The sequence below is a fragment of the Colwellia sp. E150_009 genome (genome assembly GCF_053543955.1).
Map to the genome: position 1 here is coordinate 19093 of NZ_JBHFOM010000011.1, position 19366 is coordinate 38458.

13 protein-coding genes are annotated in these 19366 nt (G+C 37.2%); 9 read left to right on the forward strand and 4 right to left on the reverse strand.

The window, feature by feature from the left end; genetic code table 11:
- The first annotated feature begins 1 nt into the window (after position 1).
- Positions 2-1216: a uracil-xanthine permease family protein gene (locus tag ACE1OF_RS07110; protein WP_448893574.1), complete on the forward strand. Its 1215-nt coding sequence runs from the start codon at positions 2-4 to the stop codon at positions 1214-1216.
- Between the two features lie 156 nt (positions 1217-1372).
- On the opposite strand, the gene ACE1OF_RS07115 is transcribed toward ACE1OF_RS07110, so the two are convergent.
- Together ACE1OF_RS07115 and dnaK are read right to left on the reverse strand one after the other, a co-directional pair.
- Complete coding sequence (locus ACE1OF_RS07115) at positions 1373-1753, reverse strand: VOC family protein (RefSeq protein ID WP_448893575.1); 381 nt, start codon at positions 1751-1753, stop codon at positions 1373-1375.
- 262 nt (positions 1754-2015) lie between these two features.
- Positions 2016-3926: a molecular chaperone DnaK gene (gene dnaK, locus ACE1OF_RS07120; RefSeq protein WP_448893576.1), complete on the reverse strand. Its 1911-nt coding sequence runs from the start codon at positions 3924-3926 to the stop codon at positions 2016-2018.
- Positions 3927-4203: 277 nt separating this feature from the next.
- On the opposite strand from dnaK, the gene ACE1OF_RS07125 reads away from it, so the two are divergent.
- The 7 genes from ACE1OF_RS07125 (at position 4204) to ACE1OF_RS07155 (ending at position 12168) form a co-directional block, all read left to right on the forward strand.
- The gene (locus ACE1OF_RS07125) at positions 4204-4968 is read left to right on the forward strand and encodes a Crp/Fnr family transcriptional regulator (protein ID WP_448893577.1); all 765 of its coding nucleotides are present in this window, start codon (positions 4204-4206) and stop codon (positions 4966-4968) included.
- Between the two features lie 204 nt (positions 4969-5172).
- Positions 5173-5997 carry a M90 family metallopeptidase gene (locus tag ACE1OF_RS07130; protein WP_448893578.1) on the forward strand — a complete coding sequence of 275 codons (825 nt, stop codon included), beginning with the start codon at positions 5173-5175 and terminating at the stop codon, positions 5995-5997.
- Positions 5998-6222: 225 nt separating this feature from the next.
- The gene (locus ACE1OF_RS07135; RefSeq protein ID WP_448893579.1) at positions 6223-8178 is read left to right on the forward strand and encodes an AsmA family protein; all 1956 of its coding nucleotides are present in this window, start codon (positions 6223-6225) and stop codon (positions 8176-8178) included.
- Positions 8179-8193: 15 nt separating this feature from the next.
- The gene (locus tag ACE1OF_RS07140; RefSeq protein WP_448893580.1) at positions 8194-8814 is read left to right on the forward strand and encodes a DsbA family protein; all 621 of its coding nucleotides are present in this window, start codon (positions 8194-8196) and stop codon (positions 8812-8814) included.
- Positions 8815-8857: 43 nt separating this feature from the next.
- A complete protein-coding gene (locus tag ACE1OF_RS07145) occupies positions 8858-9307 on the forward strand; it encodes a GyrI-like domain-containing protein (RefSeq protein WP_448893581.1) in 450 nt (149 codons plus the stop codon).
- Positions 9308-9610: 303 nt separating this feature from the next.
- Positions 9611-11215: an ABC-F family ATPase gene (locus ACE1OF_RS07150; RefSeq protein ID WP_448893582.1), complete on the forward strand. Its 1605-nt coding sequence runs from the start codon at positions 9611-9613 to the stop codon at positions 11213-11215.
- Between the two features lie 95 nt (positions 11216-11310).
- The gene (locus tag ACE1OF_RS07155; protein ID WP_448893584.1) at positions 11311-12168 is read left to right on the forward strand and encodes a PA4780 family RIO1-like protein kinase; all 858 of its coding nucleotides are present in this window, start codon (positions 11311-11313) and stop codon (positions 12166-12168) included.
- Positions 12169-12343: 175 nt separating this feature from the next.
- Here the strand turns inward: ACE1OF_RS07155 and ACE1OF_RS07160 are convergent, their stop codons facing one another.
- Together ACE1OF_RS07160 and ACE1OF_RS07165 are read right to left on the reverse strand one after the other, a co-directional pair.
- The gene (locus tag ACE1OF_RS07160) at positions 12344-14377 is read right to left on the reverse strand and encodes a sulfotransferase (RefSeq protein WP_448893585.1); all 2034 of its coding nucleotides are present in this window, start codon (positions 14375-14377) and stop codon (positions 12344-12346) included.
- Positions 14378-14516: 139 nt separating this feature from the next.
- Positions 14517-17168, reverse strand: coding sequence for a TonB-dependent receptor (locus ACE1OF_RS07165; RefSeq protein WP_448893586.1), 2652 nt, complete (start codon positions 17166-17168; stop codon positions 14517-14519).
- Between the two features lie 235 nt (positions 17169-17403).
- Between ACE1OF_RS07165 and ACE1OF_RS07170 the strand changes: the two genes are divergently transcribed.
- Positions 17404-19362 (forward strand): BCCT family transporter, encoded by a 1959-nt coding sequence (locus ACE1OF_RS07170; protein ID WP_448893587.1) that lies wholly within the window; start codon positions 17404-17406, stop codon positions 19360-19362.
- The last annotated feature ends 4 nt before the right edge of the window (positions 19363-19366 follow it).

A 19366-nucleotide genomic window follows, 5' to 3' on the forward strand; every position in this document is an offset into this window, starting at 1 on the left:
GATGATAGACATGAAAACACCTTTACTAGGCGCACAAATGTTATTTGTAGCTTTTGGTGCCCTAGTATTAGTACCAATTTTAACAGGGTTAGATCCTAATGTGGCTTTATTTACAGCAGGAATAGGAACGCTTTTATTTCAACTCGTTACAAAAAGACAAGTGCCTATATTTCTTGCTTCCTCCTTTGCTTTTATTGCGCCTATTTCATATGGTGTAGCAAGTTGGGGAATAGCTGCTACCATGTCAGGTTTGGTTGCTGCGGGTTTGTTTTATGTTTTATTAAGTTTTGTTGTTGCATGGCGTGGTGACGGTGTTATTAACCGGTTACTGCCACCTGTGGTAGTCGCGCCAGTTATTATGGTTATTGGGTTAAACTTAGCCCCCGTTGGCGTTAATATGGCTTTAGGAAAATCAGGTGACGGGGCTTTGCAACTTGTTGACCCAGCTATTGCTTTAATTATTTCTATGGCTGCTTTAACAACAACTGTTTTAGTTTCTTTATTAGGTAAAGGTATCTTTAAGTTAATACCTATATTAGCAGGGTTAGTGGTTGGTTATGGGTTAGCTTTAGCTTTTGGTATTGTTGATTTTTCTGTTATTAGTAAAAGTCCTTGGTTTGCTATTCCAAACTTTGTTACCCCTGTTTTTCATTGGGAAGCGGTATTATTTATTTTGCCTATTGCTATTGCGCCAGCAGTTGAACATATTGGTGATATTACGGCTATTTCAAATATAACGGGTAAAGACTTCTTATCAAAACCTGGCTTAAAGCGAACCTTGTTGGGAGATGGCTTAGCAACATCGGCTGCAGCAATGCTAGGCGGGCCACCTAATACTACTTACTCAGAAGTTACTGGCGCTGTTGCGTTAACTAAATCTTTCAATCCCGTTATTATGACGTGGGCTGCTTTTTTTGCCATTGCTTTATCTTTTATGGGAAAAACAGGCGCAGCATTATCGACAATTCCTGTGCCCGTTATGGGGGGAATTATGGTGTTGTTGTTTGGCACAATTGCCGTCATTGGTTTAAAAACGTTAGTAACAGCACAAGTTGATTTGTCAAAAAGTAAAAACTTAGCAATAGTCGCTGTGGTATTAGTGTTTGGCTTGGGGGGTATGAACTTTAGTTTTGGTAGTTTTCAGTTAAAAGGAATCGCTTTAGCGGCGGTTTCTGCTATTTTACTGAATATGTTTTTACCACACGAAAAGCATTAATTGATAAAATGAATAAGGCAACTGAATACTGTTGTTGAGGGGTTAATGCGTTTATTACATTTTATCCCCTGCTTACCCCAGTTAAGGTATTATTACCTAGCTGGGGTAGCTGAATTGAATAAACTCAATACAATGTATATGACAATAGTATTGTTATTAGCTTTTGCGATATAACGCACATACTTTATTACCAGAAGGGTCACGTAAATAGGCAAGGTAAAGCTGTTTGTCACCAAGGCCACGAAGACCGGGGGCGTCTTCACAACTTACGCCACCATTTGCAATACCTGCGGCATGCCAAGCGTCAGCTTGTTCACCTGAAATTGCTGAGAAGCCTATGGTTGTACCATTGCCATGACTTGCAGGCTCACCATTAATCGGGGTTGTAAGGGCAAAAATTCCCGTGTCGGTGAAGTAAAAACAACGGCCTTTTTCGTCGAATACTCCTGGTTTATGTCCTAATTCGCCTAAAATGGCATCATAAAAAACTTTTGACGCGTTAATATCGTTTGCCCCGATCATGATATGACTAAACATTAGATTTTTCCTTTCTTATTTATGAATGTAAATGTTTAATTGAGAGTTGGTTGATTAGTTTTATTGGCTCTTTGAATGCGTCAATCAAGCATATCTCAATTTGGTCTATCATAAGGTGCATAGTGTTGCGTAACAAGCGGTAATTTAACTGTAATTTAGGTTATAAAATGGAAAACCCCCTAATAAATAATAGTAGGGGGTTTTAGTCTGAAGATTTTTACGTGCTAACTATGTTCATATTAGCCGTATTAGTTACGACACATTAGCCGTTGCTTACTTCTTCAAAGTCAGCATCAATGATGTCATCATCACTTCTGGCATCATTTGCAGCATTGCTGGTATTTCCTTGATTGCTCTGTGCTTGATGCTGCTCTGCTTGTGTAGCTTCCATTACTTTGCTGTAGGCTTCTTGTAGTGCTTTTTGTCGCATTTCAATTGCTGCTTTATCATCGCCATTAACTGCCATTTTTAACTGCTCAATGAGAGTTTTTAGTGTTGTTTGCTGATCATCACTTAAACTCGTCATAGACGTTTGCACGGTATGAATTAATTGGTCTGCTTGGTTACGTTGCTCAACTAATTCACGCTTTTGTTTATCTTCAGTTGCATGTTTCTCAGCATCTTGCACCATGCTATTTATTTCATCTTCCGTTAAGCCACTTGATGCGGTAATTTTAATGCTTTGCTCTTTGCCTGTCGCTTTATCTTTAGCTGACACATTTAAAATACCATTGGCATCAATATCAAAAGTTACTTCTATTTGCACTGAGCCACGTGGGCCAGGGTTAATATCAGTTAAATTAAATTGGCCTAATGACTTATTGTCAGTCGCCATTTCTCGTTGTCCTTGTAACACATGTACCGTTACTGCGGCTTGATTATCTTCAGCGGTTGAAAATGTTTCTGAAGCCCTTGTTGGTATCGTAGTATTTTTATCTATTAGCTTGGTCATAATGCCGCCTAATGTTTCAATACCTAGCGATAACGGAGTTACATCAAGTAGTAATACGTCATTAACCGCTCCTGATAATACACCCGACTGTATGGCCGCACCTAAAGCAACAGCTTCATCAGGGTTAACATCTTTTCGTGGTTCTTTACCAAAGAATGCTTTAACCGCTTCTTGAACTTTTGGCATACGTGTTTGACCCCCCACCAAAATTACCTCACTAATTTCACCTTTACTTAAACCTGCATCTTTTAATGCGAGTTCACAGGGCGCTATAGTGCTTTTAACTAGATCTTCTACCAAAGATTCTAATTTGGCACGAGTAATTTGCACGTTTAGGTGTTTTGGCCCATTTGCATCAGCAGTAACGTACGGTAAATTCACATCGGTTTGCAATGCTGATGATAACTCTATTTTCGCCTTTTCAGCCGCCTCTTTTATACGCTGCAAAGCTAATGTATCGTTATGAATATCAATACCGCTGTCTTTCTTGAATTCGTCAGCAAGGTAATTAATTAGGCGTAAATCAAAATCTTCACCGCCTAAAAAGGTATCACCATTGGTTGCCAACACTTCAAACTGTTTTTCACCGTCTACATTTGAAATTTCAATAATAGAAACATCAAAAGTTCCGCCACCTAAATCATATACCACAACTTTCTGGTCAGCTTTGTTGTTTTTATCAACGCCATACGCTAATGCGGCTGCAGTAGGTTCATTAATGATACGTTTTACATCAAGGCCTGCAATTTTACCTGCGTCTTTTGTTGCTTGTCGTTGCGAATCATTAAAGTATGCTGGCACAGTAATCACCGCCTCTGTTACCGCTTCACCCAAATAAGCTTCAGCATCTTTTTTCAATTTACGTAATACTTGCGCAGACACTTCTTGTGGAGACAAGGCTTTTCCATTGACTTCAACCCAAGCGTCGCCATTTTTTGCTTTCACAATTTTATATGGCGCTAGTTTTATATCTTTTTGCACTTCTTCGTCGTCAAATTTACGGCCTATTAAGCGTTTAATTGCAAATAATGTATTTTTAGCGTTAGTAACGGCTTGTCTTTTAGCTGGCTGGCCCGCTAATGTTTCGTTGTTAGCGTAAGCAACAACAGACGGGGTAGTGCGACTACCTTCTGCATTGTCGATAATTTTGGCTTTACCACCTTCCATAACCGCTACACATGAATTTGTTGTACCTAAATCAATACCAATAATCTTAGTCATAATAATCACCTGTTAATTGAATAATTTGCTTAATAAAAAGGTCTGCTGCTTCATTGTTATTACCAATTAAGTAGTTTGACCAGATAAACAACCTTGGCTGTTTGTTAGTGACGCTATAATAAGGGAGATCAGATAAACGCTCTGTCACAAATATGACAGTTCTGATGATTTAGTTTTTCATTCATGGTGGTTTGTATTTGTTGTATTAGTTTTGCTATATAGCGACAACTAGGTAGAATAAAAAGACCAGTATTCACGACTTATTACCTTGATATTTATGCCACAAAAATCAACAAATTTACCTCAAAAAGCAAACCCAGTATTAGTGAAGCAAGCTAATTTGTTTGCTGATTTACCAACAAAGCTTATTGAAGATTTTCAGCAAGAGTTTCAACTTAATGAATGGCACAAAGGTGATTACATAAATTCTGATGTATTAACCAAACGCTTTTTTGTGGTGATTGATGGTCAATTAGAGATCAAGCAAAGTAACCCTGAAACAGGTAGAGAAGCAACTTTAGATATGCTTTACGCTGGTGATTGTTTTGATTTAATGGTGTTATTTGATGATCAACCCCATGACGTTATTATTTCGCCACTAACAACAGTCAAATTACTTTCTGTTAAGCTGTCTACCATGCGGAATTGGTTGTGGACGTACCCTGAATTCAACCAACAATTCATGCCTTACTTAGCAAAAAAGATGCGTGAAAAAGAGCAACAAGCAAGTAACCTTATTTTACATGATGTACCAACACGGTTAAGTCGTATTATTTTAGAACATATTAATAAAATTAAATTTTATAATGGTGTAAAAGAGCAAGAACATCACTATCATTTAGTGAATGGATTAACCGATGAGGTTCTAGCGCGAATGACAGGGTCTGTTAGACAAGTGATTAATAAACAATTACAGCTTTGGAAAAAAGAAAACACCCTTGATAAAAAACGTAATCAATTGATTATTAAAGATTTAGAGGCGTTAGAAAAAGAAGCGAAATTTACACAGGCTTTATCTAACGAGCCTTTAGCAAAATCGTAATTTGTATTAGTGTGATTACCAAGGGAGACTGTCGGTCTAATTACCGAGCGACTTTGTCGTAATTAGCATATCAGCCAGTTGCTACAGAATAAATGATTATGTTGGCTAAAAATTTCCTAAGGGTTAAGTTTAATATCACTTATAGGTTGTTATTTTAAGATATCGTACCTACTTCATAATAAACCCTAACTACTTAAGTTTATTATGTTGTCTTATCTATTACCTATACTGATTGCTGTTATTCTTATCGGCTACTCTGTAAGTAAACCTTACTGGCGAAGATATCAACGGGGTAAAATTATAAAGCAGCCTTTTAAAAAAGAATGGCGTAAAATTCTTCAACAAAGAGTGCCTTATTTTAGGCAGATGCCTGCTGACTTACAGTTACAGCTTAAACAACATATTCAAGTTTTTTTAGCGGAGAAAAATTTCGTTGGTTGTAATGGCGTTAATGTTACGGATGAAATAAAAGTGACGGTTGCAGCCCAAGCTTGTCTATTACTGTTAAACCGTGAAACAGATTATTATCCCAAGTTACAAACAATACTGGTTTATCCTCGAGCTTTTGTTAAATCACAGCAAAATAAAGATGCTAATGGCCTACACTTTACGACAAAAATGGTGTTGGCAGGAGAGTCATGGGACTTTGGTAAAGTCGTTTTGTCTTGGCAAGATACGTTAGATGGCGCTCAAATTCCAGATGATGGGCATAATGTGGTAATACATGAGTTTGCTCATCAGTTAGATCAAGAAAACGGTCGAGCAAACGGTGCTCCGTTGCTTGAAAAAGGGCAAAGCTATCAATGTTGGTCTGATGTTTTTTCAGCACAATTTGAATTACTGAAGAAGCAAGCCAAAACAGGCTCTCCGTCTTTGTTTGATTATTATGGTGCAACAAACCCAGCGGAATTTTTTGCTGTTGCTAGCGAAGTGTTTTTTGAGAAATCACATGCCTTTTTTCATGAACACCCAAAACTCTATCATCAATTAAAACAATATTATCAAGTTGACCCTGTTCATTGGTCATAAATTGAAACATAAATTTTAATGCTTAAATACCGTAATTAAGTATAAAGTAACTTCTTTATTGTAGAAGGATAATACTGCCACGTTGTTTATATTTGTGATTGGCCGTTAACTTGGTCATTTTAGTAATAAAAACTGACTTGAACAGGGTTGTTTACTATAGTATTACTCGTAGGTAGTAATCATTTTTTGAAATTTAATCCAAGTTAAGCGAAATAAAAGACCATTATGCGAATATTCCTAAAAGTTTCCGCGATCATTCTAGCCTTAATAATTATCGCTATTGTGGCCGCAACACAACTAATCTCAACAGATGATATTGTTAATCAAGTAAGTACTAAAGTCGAGCAAGCCACTGGCCGAACCTTATCGGTTGACGGCGATAAACAATTGAGCTTTTTTCCTTCTTTGTCAATCGAGCTAAATAAAGTGCGTTTCGCTAATGCTCCATTCGGCTCAAAACCCAATATGGCAACAGTTGAAGCGTTGAATATTCACATTCCTTGGCTATCCATTTTTTCTGGTGAGTTGACCATTGATAAGTTTGTTATTGTTAATCCTGATATTTTATTGGAAACCACAGCTGATGGACAGGTGAATTGGCAGTTTCCAGTTGTGACTAATACAGGTGAAGAACCTTCTGAGGAGCTTAGTAGCAAAAACACAGACACTGCAGCTGTGCTACCCGATGGATTTGATGTGCGTCTTGGGCAAGTTGAGATACAGGGTGGAAAGTTGACAATTTTAGATCATAAAAATCAAACAACTAAAGTTGTTGACCAGTTAAGTTTAGCTGTTTTATTACCTTCGCTTAAAGAAACGCTGACGGTGTCAGGCAGCGTTAGATATATGGCAAAAGTGTTTGAGCTTGAATCAAGCATTACTACACCTGCTCATGTAATAAATAGTCAACCATTTACTGTCAAACTATCAATGTTATCTGATTTAACAAACGTTAACTATGCAGGTGAAATAAAAAATAAAGGTCAGGATATCAAAGGAAAACTTGCTATTTCAGGTGATTCTGTCAAACAAATATTAGCATGGCAAAATATGCCTTTAGAGGCAAAAGACGAAGCCTTTAATCAATTCTCATTGGTTTCTGATATGCACTTTGCTAATAACAAACTCACATTGAAAGACATTTCTGTTGAGTTAGATAAATTAGCTTTTACCGGTTCGTCAACAATAACGTTATCTGAACCATTAACCATTAATGCTGATATTGATTTGGGTTCGCTTAATTTGAACCCATATTTACCACCAAGCACAATAACAGAGCCGACTAAGCCAAGCACTGATGCTAAGAGTGAAGCTAGTAGTGAGCCATTAGTATGGGATGATACTGAGATAGATTTATCTGCCTTAGGGTTAATTAATGCAGACTTAGCAATTAAATCAAGTAAGCTGCTTGTACGAGAAATTAAATTAGGTCAAAACAAGTTAGCCATTAATTTGCACCAAGGTAAAGCCAAAATCAATTTACTTGATTTTCAAGCATACCAGGGGCAAGGTACAGGCACTATTGAGGTTTTGGCAAATAAGAAGCCCTATCAAATCAGCAGTAAATTTGATCTGAATAAAATCAATGCTGAGCCTTTACTTACTGATGCAGCAGGTTTTGACAAACTGATGGGCAAAGGCCAATTAACATGGAATATATCAACGAGTGGAGTGAGCCAAAAAGACTTTATTGCACAACTTAATGGTGAGTTGAACTTTAGCTTTATTGACGGGGCTATTCGAGGGGTTAACCTAGCGGCCATTGCCAAAAGTGCTAATAATATTATGACGGGTAATTTGGCCGCGGTCAGTTTAGACAGTGATTTTAGTCATGCAGAAAAAACAGACTTTGCCGCCTTAACGGGAACTTTTAATATCAGCAAAGGGTTAGCAAATACCAATAATATATCTTTGCATAATCCTTTTATTCGCGTATCAGGAGCAGGGGATATTGACTTACCACAAACCAAAATGAAAATGCATATTGTTACGGAAATGGTGGCTTCGCTTGAAGGACAAGCCGCGCAAGAGGCTAGCTCAGGTATTAAAATTCCAATTAAAATTTCAGGTCCATTCCATCAAATCAAAATTCGACCTGATGTTAGTGACCAAGCAAAAGACAAACTAAAAGAGAAAGTGAAAGAAAAAGTTAAAGACAAACTTAAAAAGTTATTTGGCTAGGGTGCCATTATATTTATGAACGCAACTTTATATTACATACACGACCCTATGTGTAGTTGGTGCTGGGGATATAGGCCTGTTTGGGATACATTAAAACTAAGTTTGCCTAGCACAGTTCAAATAGAATACGTTGCAGGTGGCTTAGCGGCAGACTCAAATAACCCAATGGCAGCTGAGCAGCAAGCAATGATAAAAGCTCATTGGCGTACTATTGAAGAAAAGTTAGGCACACAATTTAATTATGAATTTTGGGATAATAATACGCCACGACGCTCTACTTATAACGCTTGTAGAGCAGTAATTGCCGCAGATAATCAAGGGCATCAAGTAGCAATGGTTGAGGCTATTCAACAGGCTTATTATTTACGCGCTTTGAACCCATCAGATAAAGAAGTGCTTATCGATTTGGCAGAAGAGTTGTCGCTGGATCTTTCGCGCTTTGTTACAGATTTTAGTTCAGAAACAACCGAAGAAGTATTAATGCAGCAAATTAATTTTGCAAGAGAGCTAACCCAACAAGGTTTTCCGTCTTTGGTACTTGAGCATAATGGCGTTAGGCATTCAATTGCTATTAATTATCAAAATTACCAAGAAACGTTAGCCAAAATTAATCACTTGCTTCACAAAAATGGATAGTAAGTGGTTCTATCTTGTTACATTATATTAGGAAAGTATTAGAATGGAATTAAGGTTAGTCGAAGAAAAGGCACTTAATGGGCTATCTGTGAGAACCGATAACGCCACAGAAATGGATTCAAATAACGGGGTAATACCTGCTTTATGGCAAACATTTGATAACACCGTTCCCGTAGATTATGAAAATGGCGAACGGGTTTATGGTGTTTATTTTAACTATGAATCTGATCACACAGGAAAATTTACTGTACTTGCTGGTTTTGATGGAAAAGTGTTTCCGCCTGAGGCTAATTTAGAGCAAGTGACGATTCCTGAAGCTAAATACCTTGTCTTTACTTACCACGGAGAAATGCCTCAAATAGCTATTGATGCTTGGACCGAGGTTTGGCACTATTTTTCAGACATTAACGCCCAATATCAAAGAACCTATACAACTGATTTTGAGTATTATCCTGATGCTAATACAATTGAAGTGCATATAGCAGTTAAGTAGTTACATGATAATTTCTAACGGTTAACTGTTTTTTTAGATCGATAAAATCTGCTTACCGCGAGTTCGGTTATAGATATTTTTAATAAGTCTAGCTCAGGTTTATCAGTTTCATTTTTTTAGCTAGGTGAAAAAATAACCACTAATTTTCAATATTAGGTATAGGCTTGGCATTTATTCCTGTATAATGCGCGACCTTATTATTCTGAGTATTTGTTGTTACTTTGCCGTTTATCCCTTTTAAGGAGAAATAAGGCAATTAACGATGAAAATTCGCTATCTGTTAGAAAAATTCAGGAATCCCCTTTGATCACTACATCGAACATTACCATGCAATTTGGCGCTGAGCCTTTATTTGAAAACATATCTGCTAAGTTTGGCAACGGCAACCGTTATGGGTTGATTGGTGCAAATGGTTGTGGTAAATCCACTTTTATGAAAATACTCAGTGGTGAATTAGTGCCAAGTTCTGGTAATGTTTCGGTAAGTACAGGTAACAAAGTTAGCACACTAGGACAAGATCAGTTTGCTTTTGAACAGCATAACGTTGTTGACACTGTTATTATGGGTGACATGGCACTTTGGCAAGTAAAGCAAGAGCGCGATGCTATTTACGCTCAAGCTGAAATGAGTGAAGCTGATGGTATGCGTGTGGGTGATTTAGAAAGTCAATTTGCTGAAATGGACGGTTACACAGCAGAAAGTCGAGCAGGTGAAATACTATTAGAAGCAGGTATTGAAGAGTCTTTTCATTATGGCTCAATGCAACAAGTGGCTCCTGGTTGGAAATTACGTGTTTTACTTGCTCAAGCATTGTTCGCTAACCCTGATATTTTGTTATTAGATGAACCAACAAACAACTTGGATATTCATACCATTACTTGGTTAGAAGGTGAGTTGAATAAACGTAAGTGCACCATGATTATTATTTCTCATGATAGACACTTTCTTAATTCTGTTTGTACTCATATGGCCGACATTGATTACGGGGAATTACGTATTTATCCTGGTAATTATGAGTTTTATTTGTCTCAGTCTGCGTTAATACGTGAACAGTTATTATCTGGTAATGCGAAAAAGGCGGCCGAAATTGAAGAATTGCAAGATTTTGTCAATCGTTTTGGCGCCAATGCTTCCAAAGCAAAACAAGCCAGTTCTCGCGCTAAAAAAATGGATAAAATTAAATTAGATGAGGTAAAATCATCAAGCCGTATTACGCCTAAGATTGCCTTTGCACCAGGTAAAAAAATGCACAGACAAGCATTAGAGCTTGAAAATTTAAGCCATGGTTTTGATGGCGAAGTGTTATTTGAAAAGGGTAATTTATTATTAGAAGCTGGCGCTAAGTTAGCTATTATTGGTGAAAACGGTGTTGGAAAAACCACCTTGTTACGTTGTTTAATGAATGAGTTGGTGCAAACTAAGGGCGTGGTAAAATGGTCTGAAAATGCATCATTAGGTTACTGCCCACAAGACAGTGGCGCTTTTTTTGATAATGATTTAACACTGATGGATTGGATGTCACAATGGCGCAGACCTTGTCACAACGACTTAAGTGTTCGTGCAATGTTAGGACGTTTATTATTTACTGATGACGACGCGAATAAAAAAGCTCGGAACTGCTCTGGTGGTGAAAAAAATCGCTTGTTATTTGGTATGCTAATGATGGCTGATGTAAATGTATTGATTATGGATGAACCAACAAACCATATGGACATTGAAGCGATAGACGCATTAAATAATGCGCTTAAAGGGTTTGAAGGTACATTAATTTTTGTGAGTCATGATCGTGAGTTTGTTTCAAGCTTAGCCACGCGTATCATTGATATTAAAGAGAAAAAATTAGTTGATTTTCAAGGGTCATTAGACGAATATCTTGCCAGTCAAGTTAATACAAAGAAAGTTGCCTAAGTTGCTAGGCTACTTGTTAAGTAACCTTTTTAATAAATTGAAAAACAGAGAGCCTAAATGTTTCACCCTTTGATAAATTACAGTTTGATCTTACGATGAAAATTCCTAAGCGTATACAGCCATTGGTTGATGATGGGCTGGTTGACGAAGTCATCAGCCAATTAATGAGTGGTAAAGAAGCGACTGTGTTTATGGTTCGTTGTGGTGATGAAATTCGTTGTGCTAAAGTCTATAAAGAAGCCAATAAACGTAGTTTTAAAAAAGCAGCTCAATATCAAGAAGGCAGAAAAAGTAAAAATAGTCGGCGTGCTAGAGCCATGGAAAAAGGCTCTAAATATGGTCGTAATCAACAAGAACAAGCATGGCAAAATGCAGAAGTAGATGCGCTTTATACGCTAGCAGAGGCTGGTGTTAGAGTACCTCATCCATTTGGTTGTTTTGACGGTGTTTTGTTAATGGAGCTAATTACGGATGAAGCGGGTGATGTTGCGCCTCGGCTGAATGACGTGGTGATGTCAAAAGAACAAGCCATTGAAGATCATCAATTGGTGATGTTGTATGTGTTACGTATGCTATGTGCGGGTATTGTTCACGGTGATTTGTCAGAGTTTAATGTGCTTGTTGATGAATATGGTCCTGTTATTATTGATTTACCGCAAGCAATAGACGCTTCAGCTAACAATAATGCGAAAGCCATGTTAATTCGTGATGTTGATAATATGACTCAATATTATGGTCAATTTGCACCTGAGTTGCTATTAAGTAAATATGCTCAAGAAATGTGGGCGTTGTATGAACGTGGTGAATTAACGTTTGAAACTAAACTCACTGGCTTGTTTAAAGAAAGTAATGTTTCAGCTGACGTTGATAACGTCATTGAAGAAATAAAAGCCGCTTTTATTGAAGAGCAAGATCGTTTGCAACGAATAGCTGAAGCGAATGAGATAGAATAGTAAGCCAAATTATGTAGGGCGTAATTCATTGCGCTTGTCAGAATAAATGCTAACCTACATTAAACATGCTCTGTGTAGATCGACATTTGTGCCGTCAAAATGTATGTATGAAATACAATGATGGTCACAGTCCATATACTACCTAGACTGACCATGCTGTTTTCTACGCAGAAAATTAAATATTGTTAGTATTTAATATTTTTTTTAAGGGCGTTAAATATTGCTCAAAGTGTTGCCATTGTTCTGTGGCACTTTTATAAATAGGTTGGCGAACTTGTTCTGAGCTTGGTGTTTTTATGGTTCGTTTGGTTTTATGAAAATCAAGGCAAGATTGTTCGAAATCAATATTACAAAAATCAAGCATTCTGCGCACTTGTGTTTCTAAATTTTCCACAATATCTTCATGATGAACTGTTAAAACAAAGTTTGGTAATACCTTGTCCCAATGCGCCATTAATTTTAAATAGGCGTTATAATAACGACCAATGTCTTCAAGGTTGTAACTAAAGTCTTGCCCTTGTGCAAATAACTGTTTAAAGCCACTAAAGCAACATGCCATGGGGGAGCGTCTAGCATCAATAATTTTAGCGTTAGGAAGTATCAGTTTAATCAAACCTATATGGAGAAAATTATTAGGCATTTTATCTATAAATAATGGTGCTTGTTCTCGGTACGTTTGAGTTTCATTGATAAATTGTTGGCCAAAACGCTGAAAGTACTCTGGTTTAATCTCGCTTAAATTTTTAGGATATTGGCTTTCTTTTGTTGATGGTTGTCGCCCTTTTAATCGAGAAGCTAAACCTAAAATATTGTGCAATTCCATGGTGCCATCAACTTGGCTGTGTGAGGCAAGTATTTGTTCAAGTAAAGTAGACCCTGCACGCGGTAAGCCAACAATAAAAATAGGATCGTTTGCTTTATGTCCTAAACTTCCTCGTGTTGCAAATAATTCGGCGGTACAATATTTTATTTGTTCTTCTACTTGTTGCTCTATTTTAGTAATGTCAAAGCCACTAATATCATGTTGTAGCTTGTTTCCTTGCTGGTAAGACTGAAAAGCTTGCTTGTAATTTTGTCTGTCTTCAAAAGCTTTCCCTGTTGCGAAGAATAACTGTATTTTATCTGTTGCGGGTAAGTCTATATTGGTTTGTTGACTTTGCATTTGGCTAATTTCTTCATCACTAAATCGATAGGTTTTGGTATTCGCTAAACTCCAAAAAGCATCACCATAACTTGGGTTTAATTGATATGCTTTTTGGTAAGAAGTAATTGCTTTAGTGATGTCACCTTTGGCTTTCAAAGCATGGCCAAGTTGCAGTTGAAAGTGAGCGAGTTGGATATTTTTTTCCATGCTTAATGGTGTCATGTACTTTTTCGCTTGCGCTATCGTTTGTTTATATAACGCAATGGCTTGTTCTGTTTTACCTAAGCCCGTTAATGTGTTTGCTTTAGCTATGTTAAAGCTGAGGTTATTTGGTTGCTCTAATAATAACTGGTTAACTTGCTGCTCTGCTGCTTTGTATTTACCTAATTGAATAAGTAAATTAAGGTACTGAGAGCGGGCATAAATATGTGTAGGGGCTAACTCAAGTGCGCTAGCAAGTAAAAACTCGGCGTCATCGTATATTTTTAACTCAATGCCTATTTCAGCAAGTAAACACATTCCTTCAATATGATGTTTATTATTTTGTAAAAAATGGCGACAAATTTTTTCTGCTTTTAAGAATTTTCCCTCGTGCATGTATTCTGTTACCGCAAGTAGAGCAGGGGGTAACTTTTTTAGTTTTTCTAATTGATTCGCTGTTTTTTGTACATAATCTTGTTGCCCTGACTTTCTATAAAGTTCAATAAGCTCTTGCCAGCTTGCGACTAAACTTGGGTTCAGCTGTACTGCTTTTTCAAAGGCACTTTTGGCTTGTTCTGGCACATTCAAAGCGAGAAAATTGTAGCCTTGTTCTTGATTTGCTCTACTGTGTTTTTCGTCAAGCTTAAGTAAATTGTTAATGCTGTTTAGTGCGTTATCATATTTTTTACCGTAGCGTTGGGCGACAGCAATTAAATACCATAATTGAATTTTGTGTTGTGTATTTGTTGTTTTTTGCTGTAACCGTTGGCCTTGTGTAATAGCATCCTCAAATTTTGCTATTTGAATTAATTGTTGAATAGATTTTAATTGGCTTTCGATGGTGGAAAATGTGGCTTGGTTCAACGATTTACTCCAGAAAAATTTGTATATAATTGCTACCTATCGTTACTCTATCAATAAAAAGCCGTTTGATACATATATCAAACGGCTTCAATATCAATAGAGTATTGATATTTATGGTTGATTAATCAATAACGACTATTTAATAAAAGTCATATGAAAATCTAAAGCCGATAGTGCGTGGTCTATTGGTTACAATTTTAGGGGTAAATTGTTGTGAATCTATATATAGCACAGCACTTTTATTCGTTAAATTATCAATAAAAATTTCAGCTTCCCATGTGTCATTAGTCACCCCAAAACTGAGGTTTGCTAAGATGTAGCTGTCTTGCACATAACGACCACCCGCAAAGGTTTCACCATTACTGTCTTTGTAATTAACACCTGAATAAACATCCGCTTCTTTTTCAATACTCAAGCCTGTACCTGTTCCGTAAACTAGGTTAGTTGTATCTTCAAGTACGTATGCGTCCATTGTCATACTGGCTAATCTATCGCCAGTATAGCTGATTGAGCCATTTACATACCCTGTTAAATCTTTACTGAGTGAATAGAAATATTGGGCTTGTAAGTTACCAGAGAATTCAGCTGAATAAGGTAATTGACTTCCAACAGAAGGGGCTATACCTTCCAGCTCACTATTAATTGACGTTAATTCAGAATCGATATAGCTAAAAGCACCACTAATAATTAAGTTATCAGTGGCTGCCCAAGTAAAGTCGCCATCAATACCTTTTATTTCAGCATCACCAACATTATCCGTAAACACTAAGAAACTGATATTCGTTGGATCAAATCGTGACGTTTGTAGATCTGAAATTTTTGAATAATACGCGGTGGCATTAACGCGTAAGCTTTGGTCAAATAGGGTAGATTTAAAGCCAATTTCAATATTGTCTAAACTATCTGTTGTGGAATAAACGGGTATACGAAAGCCGTCAAAAGCGCCTTCTTGGTTTTTAGCTAAACCACCGCCAACGCGGTTAGTAACTGGCGGTCTAAAACCTTCAGAATATGAGGCAAATAACATAATGTCATCAGATACTTTCCAATCAAGTGACGCTTTAATAATAGTATCATCAACGGTTAATGAACCATCATTATCGAGTAAGCTAGTGTCTAGTTGACCACTGGCAACAGCAGCTTGAATGGCGGCCGCTTCTTCAGCACCGAAAAATTCAGTTAATGCCGTTTCGCTACCGTCACCAAAGGCTCGTAATCTACCACTGACATCAACGGTTGAAGTAGAACCTTTATAAGAGTCTTCTATTTCATACCAACGTGCGCCAAAACTTGCGGTAATGGTATCAGAGATATCAAACTCAATTTGGCCAAATAGTGCGATTTGGTCAATTGTATGGGTAATATCGTTAACAAAACTCACTTCTGCAGGAAAAGGTCCCCCATTGCTGTTGATACCTTCTGTGCCTTTAAGGGTTGTTGATAAATTATTAAATTTTTCAGTATTAGCTATATTGAATTGACCGACTGTTGATAGTTCTTGTGAGTCATAAAAAACGCCTGCGGTAACACGCCAGGCGTTTTGTGAAGAGGTATTTACGCGAAACTCATGGGTGATACGTGATGTACTGGTTTGTTCTTTATAAAACTTAGTAGGATCAAGACACTCTTGCTCTGTTTCAGGTATACCAGCATAGTTACAAACATAATAGGCGGCAAAGGAGCCACCATTTGTATAACCAGTGTAATCAATAGTTGAATTGATATCTCTGTCGAGATATCCCCCCGTATAAACTAAATCAAGATGCTCAAGTCGTCCTTCTAATGTCCATGTAGTTAAACCAAAGTCGTCATTGTTATTCTCTGGAATGAAGCGATTAGTTGATGTTTCGCCCTCAAGGTTAGGATCATAAGCAAAAACACCTTCGGTATCTAAAGATTGCTGGGTATGTTGAACTAAAAGTTCCCAATCATCATTAAATAAATACGATAAGCCAAAACGTGCACCCGCATAATTTGCTGTATTGAAATTATCTTCAACTAAGGCATCGTTTTTTGGAATGGTAACGGGTACATTTTCAGGGTTGGTGAGCGCATCACCCGAAATTCGGCTAATAACTTCGGCGCTACCAATGTAACCGCCTTCACCTGGTGTGTTTAGAATATTATCTATCCATCCACCTTGATGATCATTGTAGCTAGCAACGCGCACAGCAAGTGAGTCAGTTAATGACATATTAAAATACGCTTCAACTGAGTTACTTAAATCGCCACCTTGAGTAGAACTTGTACTGGTATCAAAACCCGCGGAAAAACCGTCATGTGTTGGCTTGTTGGTAATTAAGCGTACTGTGCCAGATTGAGAGCTAGCGCCAAATAACGTACCTTGTGGCCCTGGTAATACTTCTATTCGTTGAACATCAGTAGCGTAAATATCTAAATTACGCCCCTGCATGGAAACCGGTTGTTCATCTAAATAAAAAGCAACAGAGGGTTGTAATGCTTGAACAGATGAAACTGATATATTGGTTTGTGTCGTTGCTGCGCCACGAATATAGATTTCATTCTGGCCTGGCCCTGTGCCTTGAAAAACAACGTTGGGTAAAAACTCTACGTATTGATCAAAATTAGCAACACCAAGTTTCTCCAAGTCGTCACCAGTTAATGCAGTTACTGTAACGGGCACATCTTGAATTGATTCAGTGCGTTTAGTTGCTGTGACTTCAATGACTTCTACTTTTCCTGTTTCTTGCTTTTCAGCTTCTTGAGCATAGAGAGAGCCTGATGTGGTTATGGCAGTTAACATAGCAATATGCAGCTTAGTGAATTTCATATTTATTTCCCTTAGTTTTTTTATCATGTTTTAAATAAAGATGATTAGAGTTCTAACTATATTTTATTTTTTAGGTAGTTTAACAAATATTAATGTGTGTTAATAGTGATCAAATATTATGGTAGTTTAGGGTTTATTTGGTATGATACTGGGGTATTTTTTGTGTATAACAAAGCTTAGCATATATAATATCAATTCAAATAATATCAATTCAAATTAAATTTTAGGAAGTAAATTGTCTGTAACTGTTAAAAGTCAAATAAATAAGAAAGTATTTTTTGGTGCTTCATCGATTGTCATAACGCTTTTACTTTATACCGCTATGTTACCTAAGCAAGCGCAAAGTCTATTCACACTGATTCAATCGAACATTATTGAGAATGGTAGTTGGTTTTATGTGCTTAGCGTAGCCTTCATTTTATTTTTTGTGATTTTTCTTGGCTTGTCACGCTATGGTGATATTCGTTTAGGTCCTGACCATGCAACACCTGATTATTCTCTAACTTCATGGCTTTCTATGCTCTTTGCTGCTGGTATGGGAATTGGACTCATGTTTTTTGGTGTGGCAGAGCCATTAATGCACTTTTTGTCACCCCCTACAGCGGAAACCGGTACGGTAACAGCTGTTAAAGAAGCCATGAAAATGACTTTCTTTCATTGGGGACTTCATGCGTGGGCTATTTACGCCATTGTTGCGTTAGTGTTAGCGTACTTTAGTTATCGTCACAATTTACCTTTGACTTTACGTTCTGCTTTGTACCCCTTAATTGGAGAACGGATTTATCAATGGCCTGGGCATTTAGTTGATATATTTGCAGTGGTCAGTACTGTTTTTGGTGTTGCTACTTCGCTTGGTTTAGGCGCTTCTCAAGTAAATGCTGGTTTTGGTTATTTATTTAATATAGATATATCAAGCACTAACCAAATAATTATTATGTGTTGTATCACGGGGCTTGCTGTTATTTCTGTTGCAACGGGGCTAGATAAAGGCATAAAAATACTTTCTGAAACAAATATGCTTCTTGCGGTTGTTTTATTAATGCTTATTTTTGTGCTTGGCCCAACGGTATTTTTATTACAAGCTTATTTACAAAATATAGGAGATTACTTAGCAGATATAGTGCATAACACGTTTAATTTATTTGCTTACAAGAAGACAGATTGGATAGGCGGTTGGACTATATTTTATTGGGGCTGGTGGCTTGCGTGGGCACCTTTTGTGGGGTTATTTATTGCCAGAATTTCTCGCGGTCGTACAATAAGAGAATTTATTGTAGGGGTCATGTTAATTCCTACATTATTTACTTTATTTTGGATGACTATTTTTGGTAATAGCGCAATTGACTTGGTGTATAACCAAGGCGTTGTAGGCTTAGGCGAAATGGTCACTAAAAATAGTTCAGTCGCGTTATTTATTTTTCTTGAAAATTTTCCTTTTACTTCGGTATTGTCATTTTTTAGTGTTTTGATGATTATCATATTTTTTGTCACCTCTTGTGATTCTGGCGCAATGGTGGTTGATATGCTTTGCTCACACGGTAGGAATGATACTCCTCTTTGGCAGCGTGTTTATTGGGCTGTTGGTATTGGTGTCGTGGCAGGAATACTCTTGCTGGTTGGTGGTCTTAATGCGTTACAAACCATGACGATTGCCAGTGCGTTACCTTTTACTATTGTACTATTACTTGCCATTATTGGTTTGATAAAAGCGTTACGAATTGAAGCGTGTAAACAGGAAAGTCAGCTGATCACTGCTATACCCCATTCAAGCAGTGACCATAATGATAGTTGGCAAATGCGTTTAAAGAATGTTATAGATTTTCCAAATAAGGCGAATGTTAATAAATTTATTAATCAAACGGTGGTACCAGCTTTTGATTCAGTAGCAAAAGAACTGCAGGCTAACCAGGTAAGGGTGAATATTTCAGATAAAAACGGACTGAGCTTAGTTGTTGACCATGGTGAGTCGCAGAAATTTGTATATAGAGTACTTGCGAGAAAATATTCACAACCTGATTTTAATAATGAAAGTACAGAAATTGATGAAGATGAACAAAGTTACTATCGAGCAGAAGTTCATTTAGTCGAAGGTGGCCAAGATTACGACATTATGGGGTGGTCAAAAGTGGCAGTGATTAATAATATTATTGATCAATACCATAAACATCTGCACTTTTTACATTTATTGCGCTAAGAGG

Bases quoted from the DNA above. Each gene is read 5' to 3' on its own strand.
- ACE1OF_RS07110 (WP_448893574.1), top strand. From the start codon at position 2: ATGATAGACATGAAAACACCTTTACTAGGCGCACAAATGTTATTTGTA.
- ACE1OF_RS07115 (WP_448893575.1), bottom strand. From the start codon at position 1,753: ATGTTTAGTCATATCATGATCGGGGCAAACGATATTAACGCGTCAAAA.
- dnaK (WP_448893576.1), bottom strand. From the start codon at position 3,926: ATGACTAAGATTATTGGTATTGATTTAGGTACAACAAATTCATGTGTA.
- ACE1OF_RS07125 (WP_448893577.1), top strand. From the start codon at position 4,204: ATGCCACAAAAATCAACAAATTTACCTCAAAAAGCAAACCCAGTATTA.
- ACE1OF_RS07130 (WP_448893578.1), top strand. From the start codon at position 5,173: ATGTTGTCTTATCTATTACCTATACTGATTGCTGTTATTCTTATCGGC.
- ACE1OF_RS07135 (WP_448893579.1), top strand. From the start codon at position 6,223: ATGCGAATATTCCTAAAAGTTTCCGCGATCATTCTAGCCTTAATAATT.
- ACE1OF_RS07140 (WP_448893580.1), top strand. From the start codon at position 8,194: ATGAACGCAACTTTATATTACATACACGACCCTATGTGTAGTTGGTGC.
- ACE1OF_RS07145 (WP_448893581.1), top strand. From the start codon at position 8,858: ATGGAATTAAGGTTAGTCGAAGAAAAGGCACTTAATGGGCTATCTGTG.
- ACE1OF_RS07155 (WP_448893584.1), top strand. From the start codon at position 11,311: ATGAAAATTCCTAAGCGTATACAGCCATTGGTTGATGATGGGCTGGTT.
- ACE1OF_RS07165 (WP_448893586.1), bottom strand. From the start codon at position 17,168: ATGAAATTCACTAAGCTGCATATTGCTATGTTAACTGCCATAACCACA.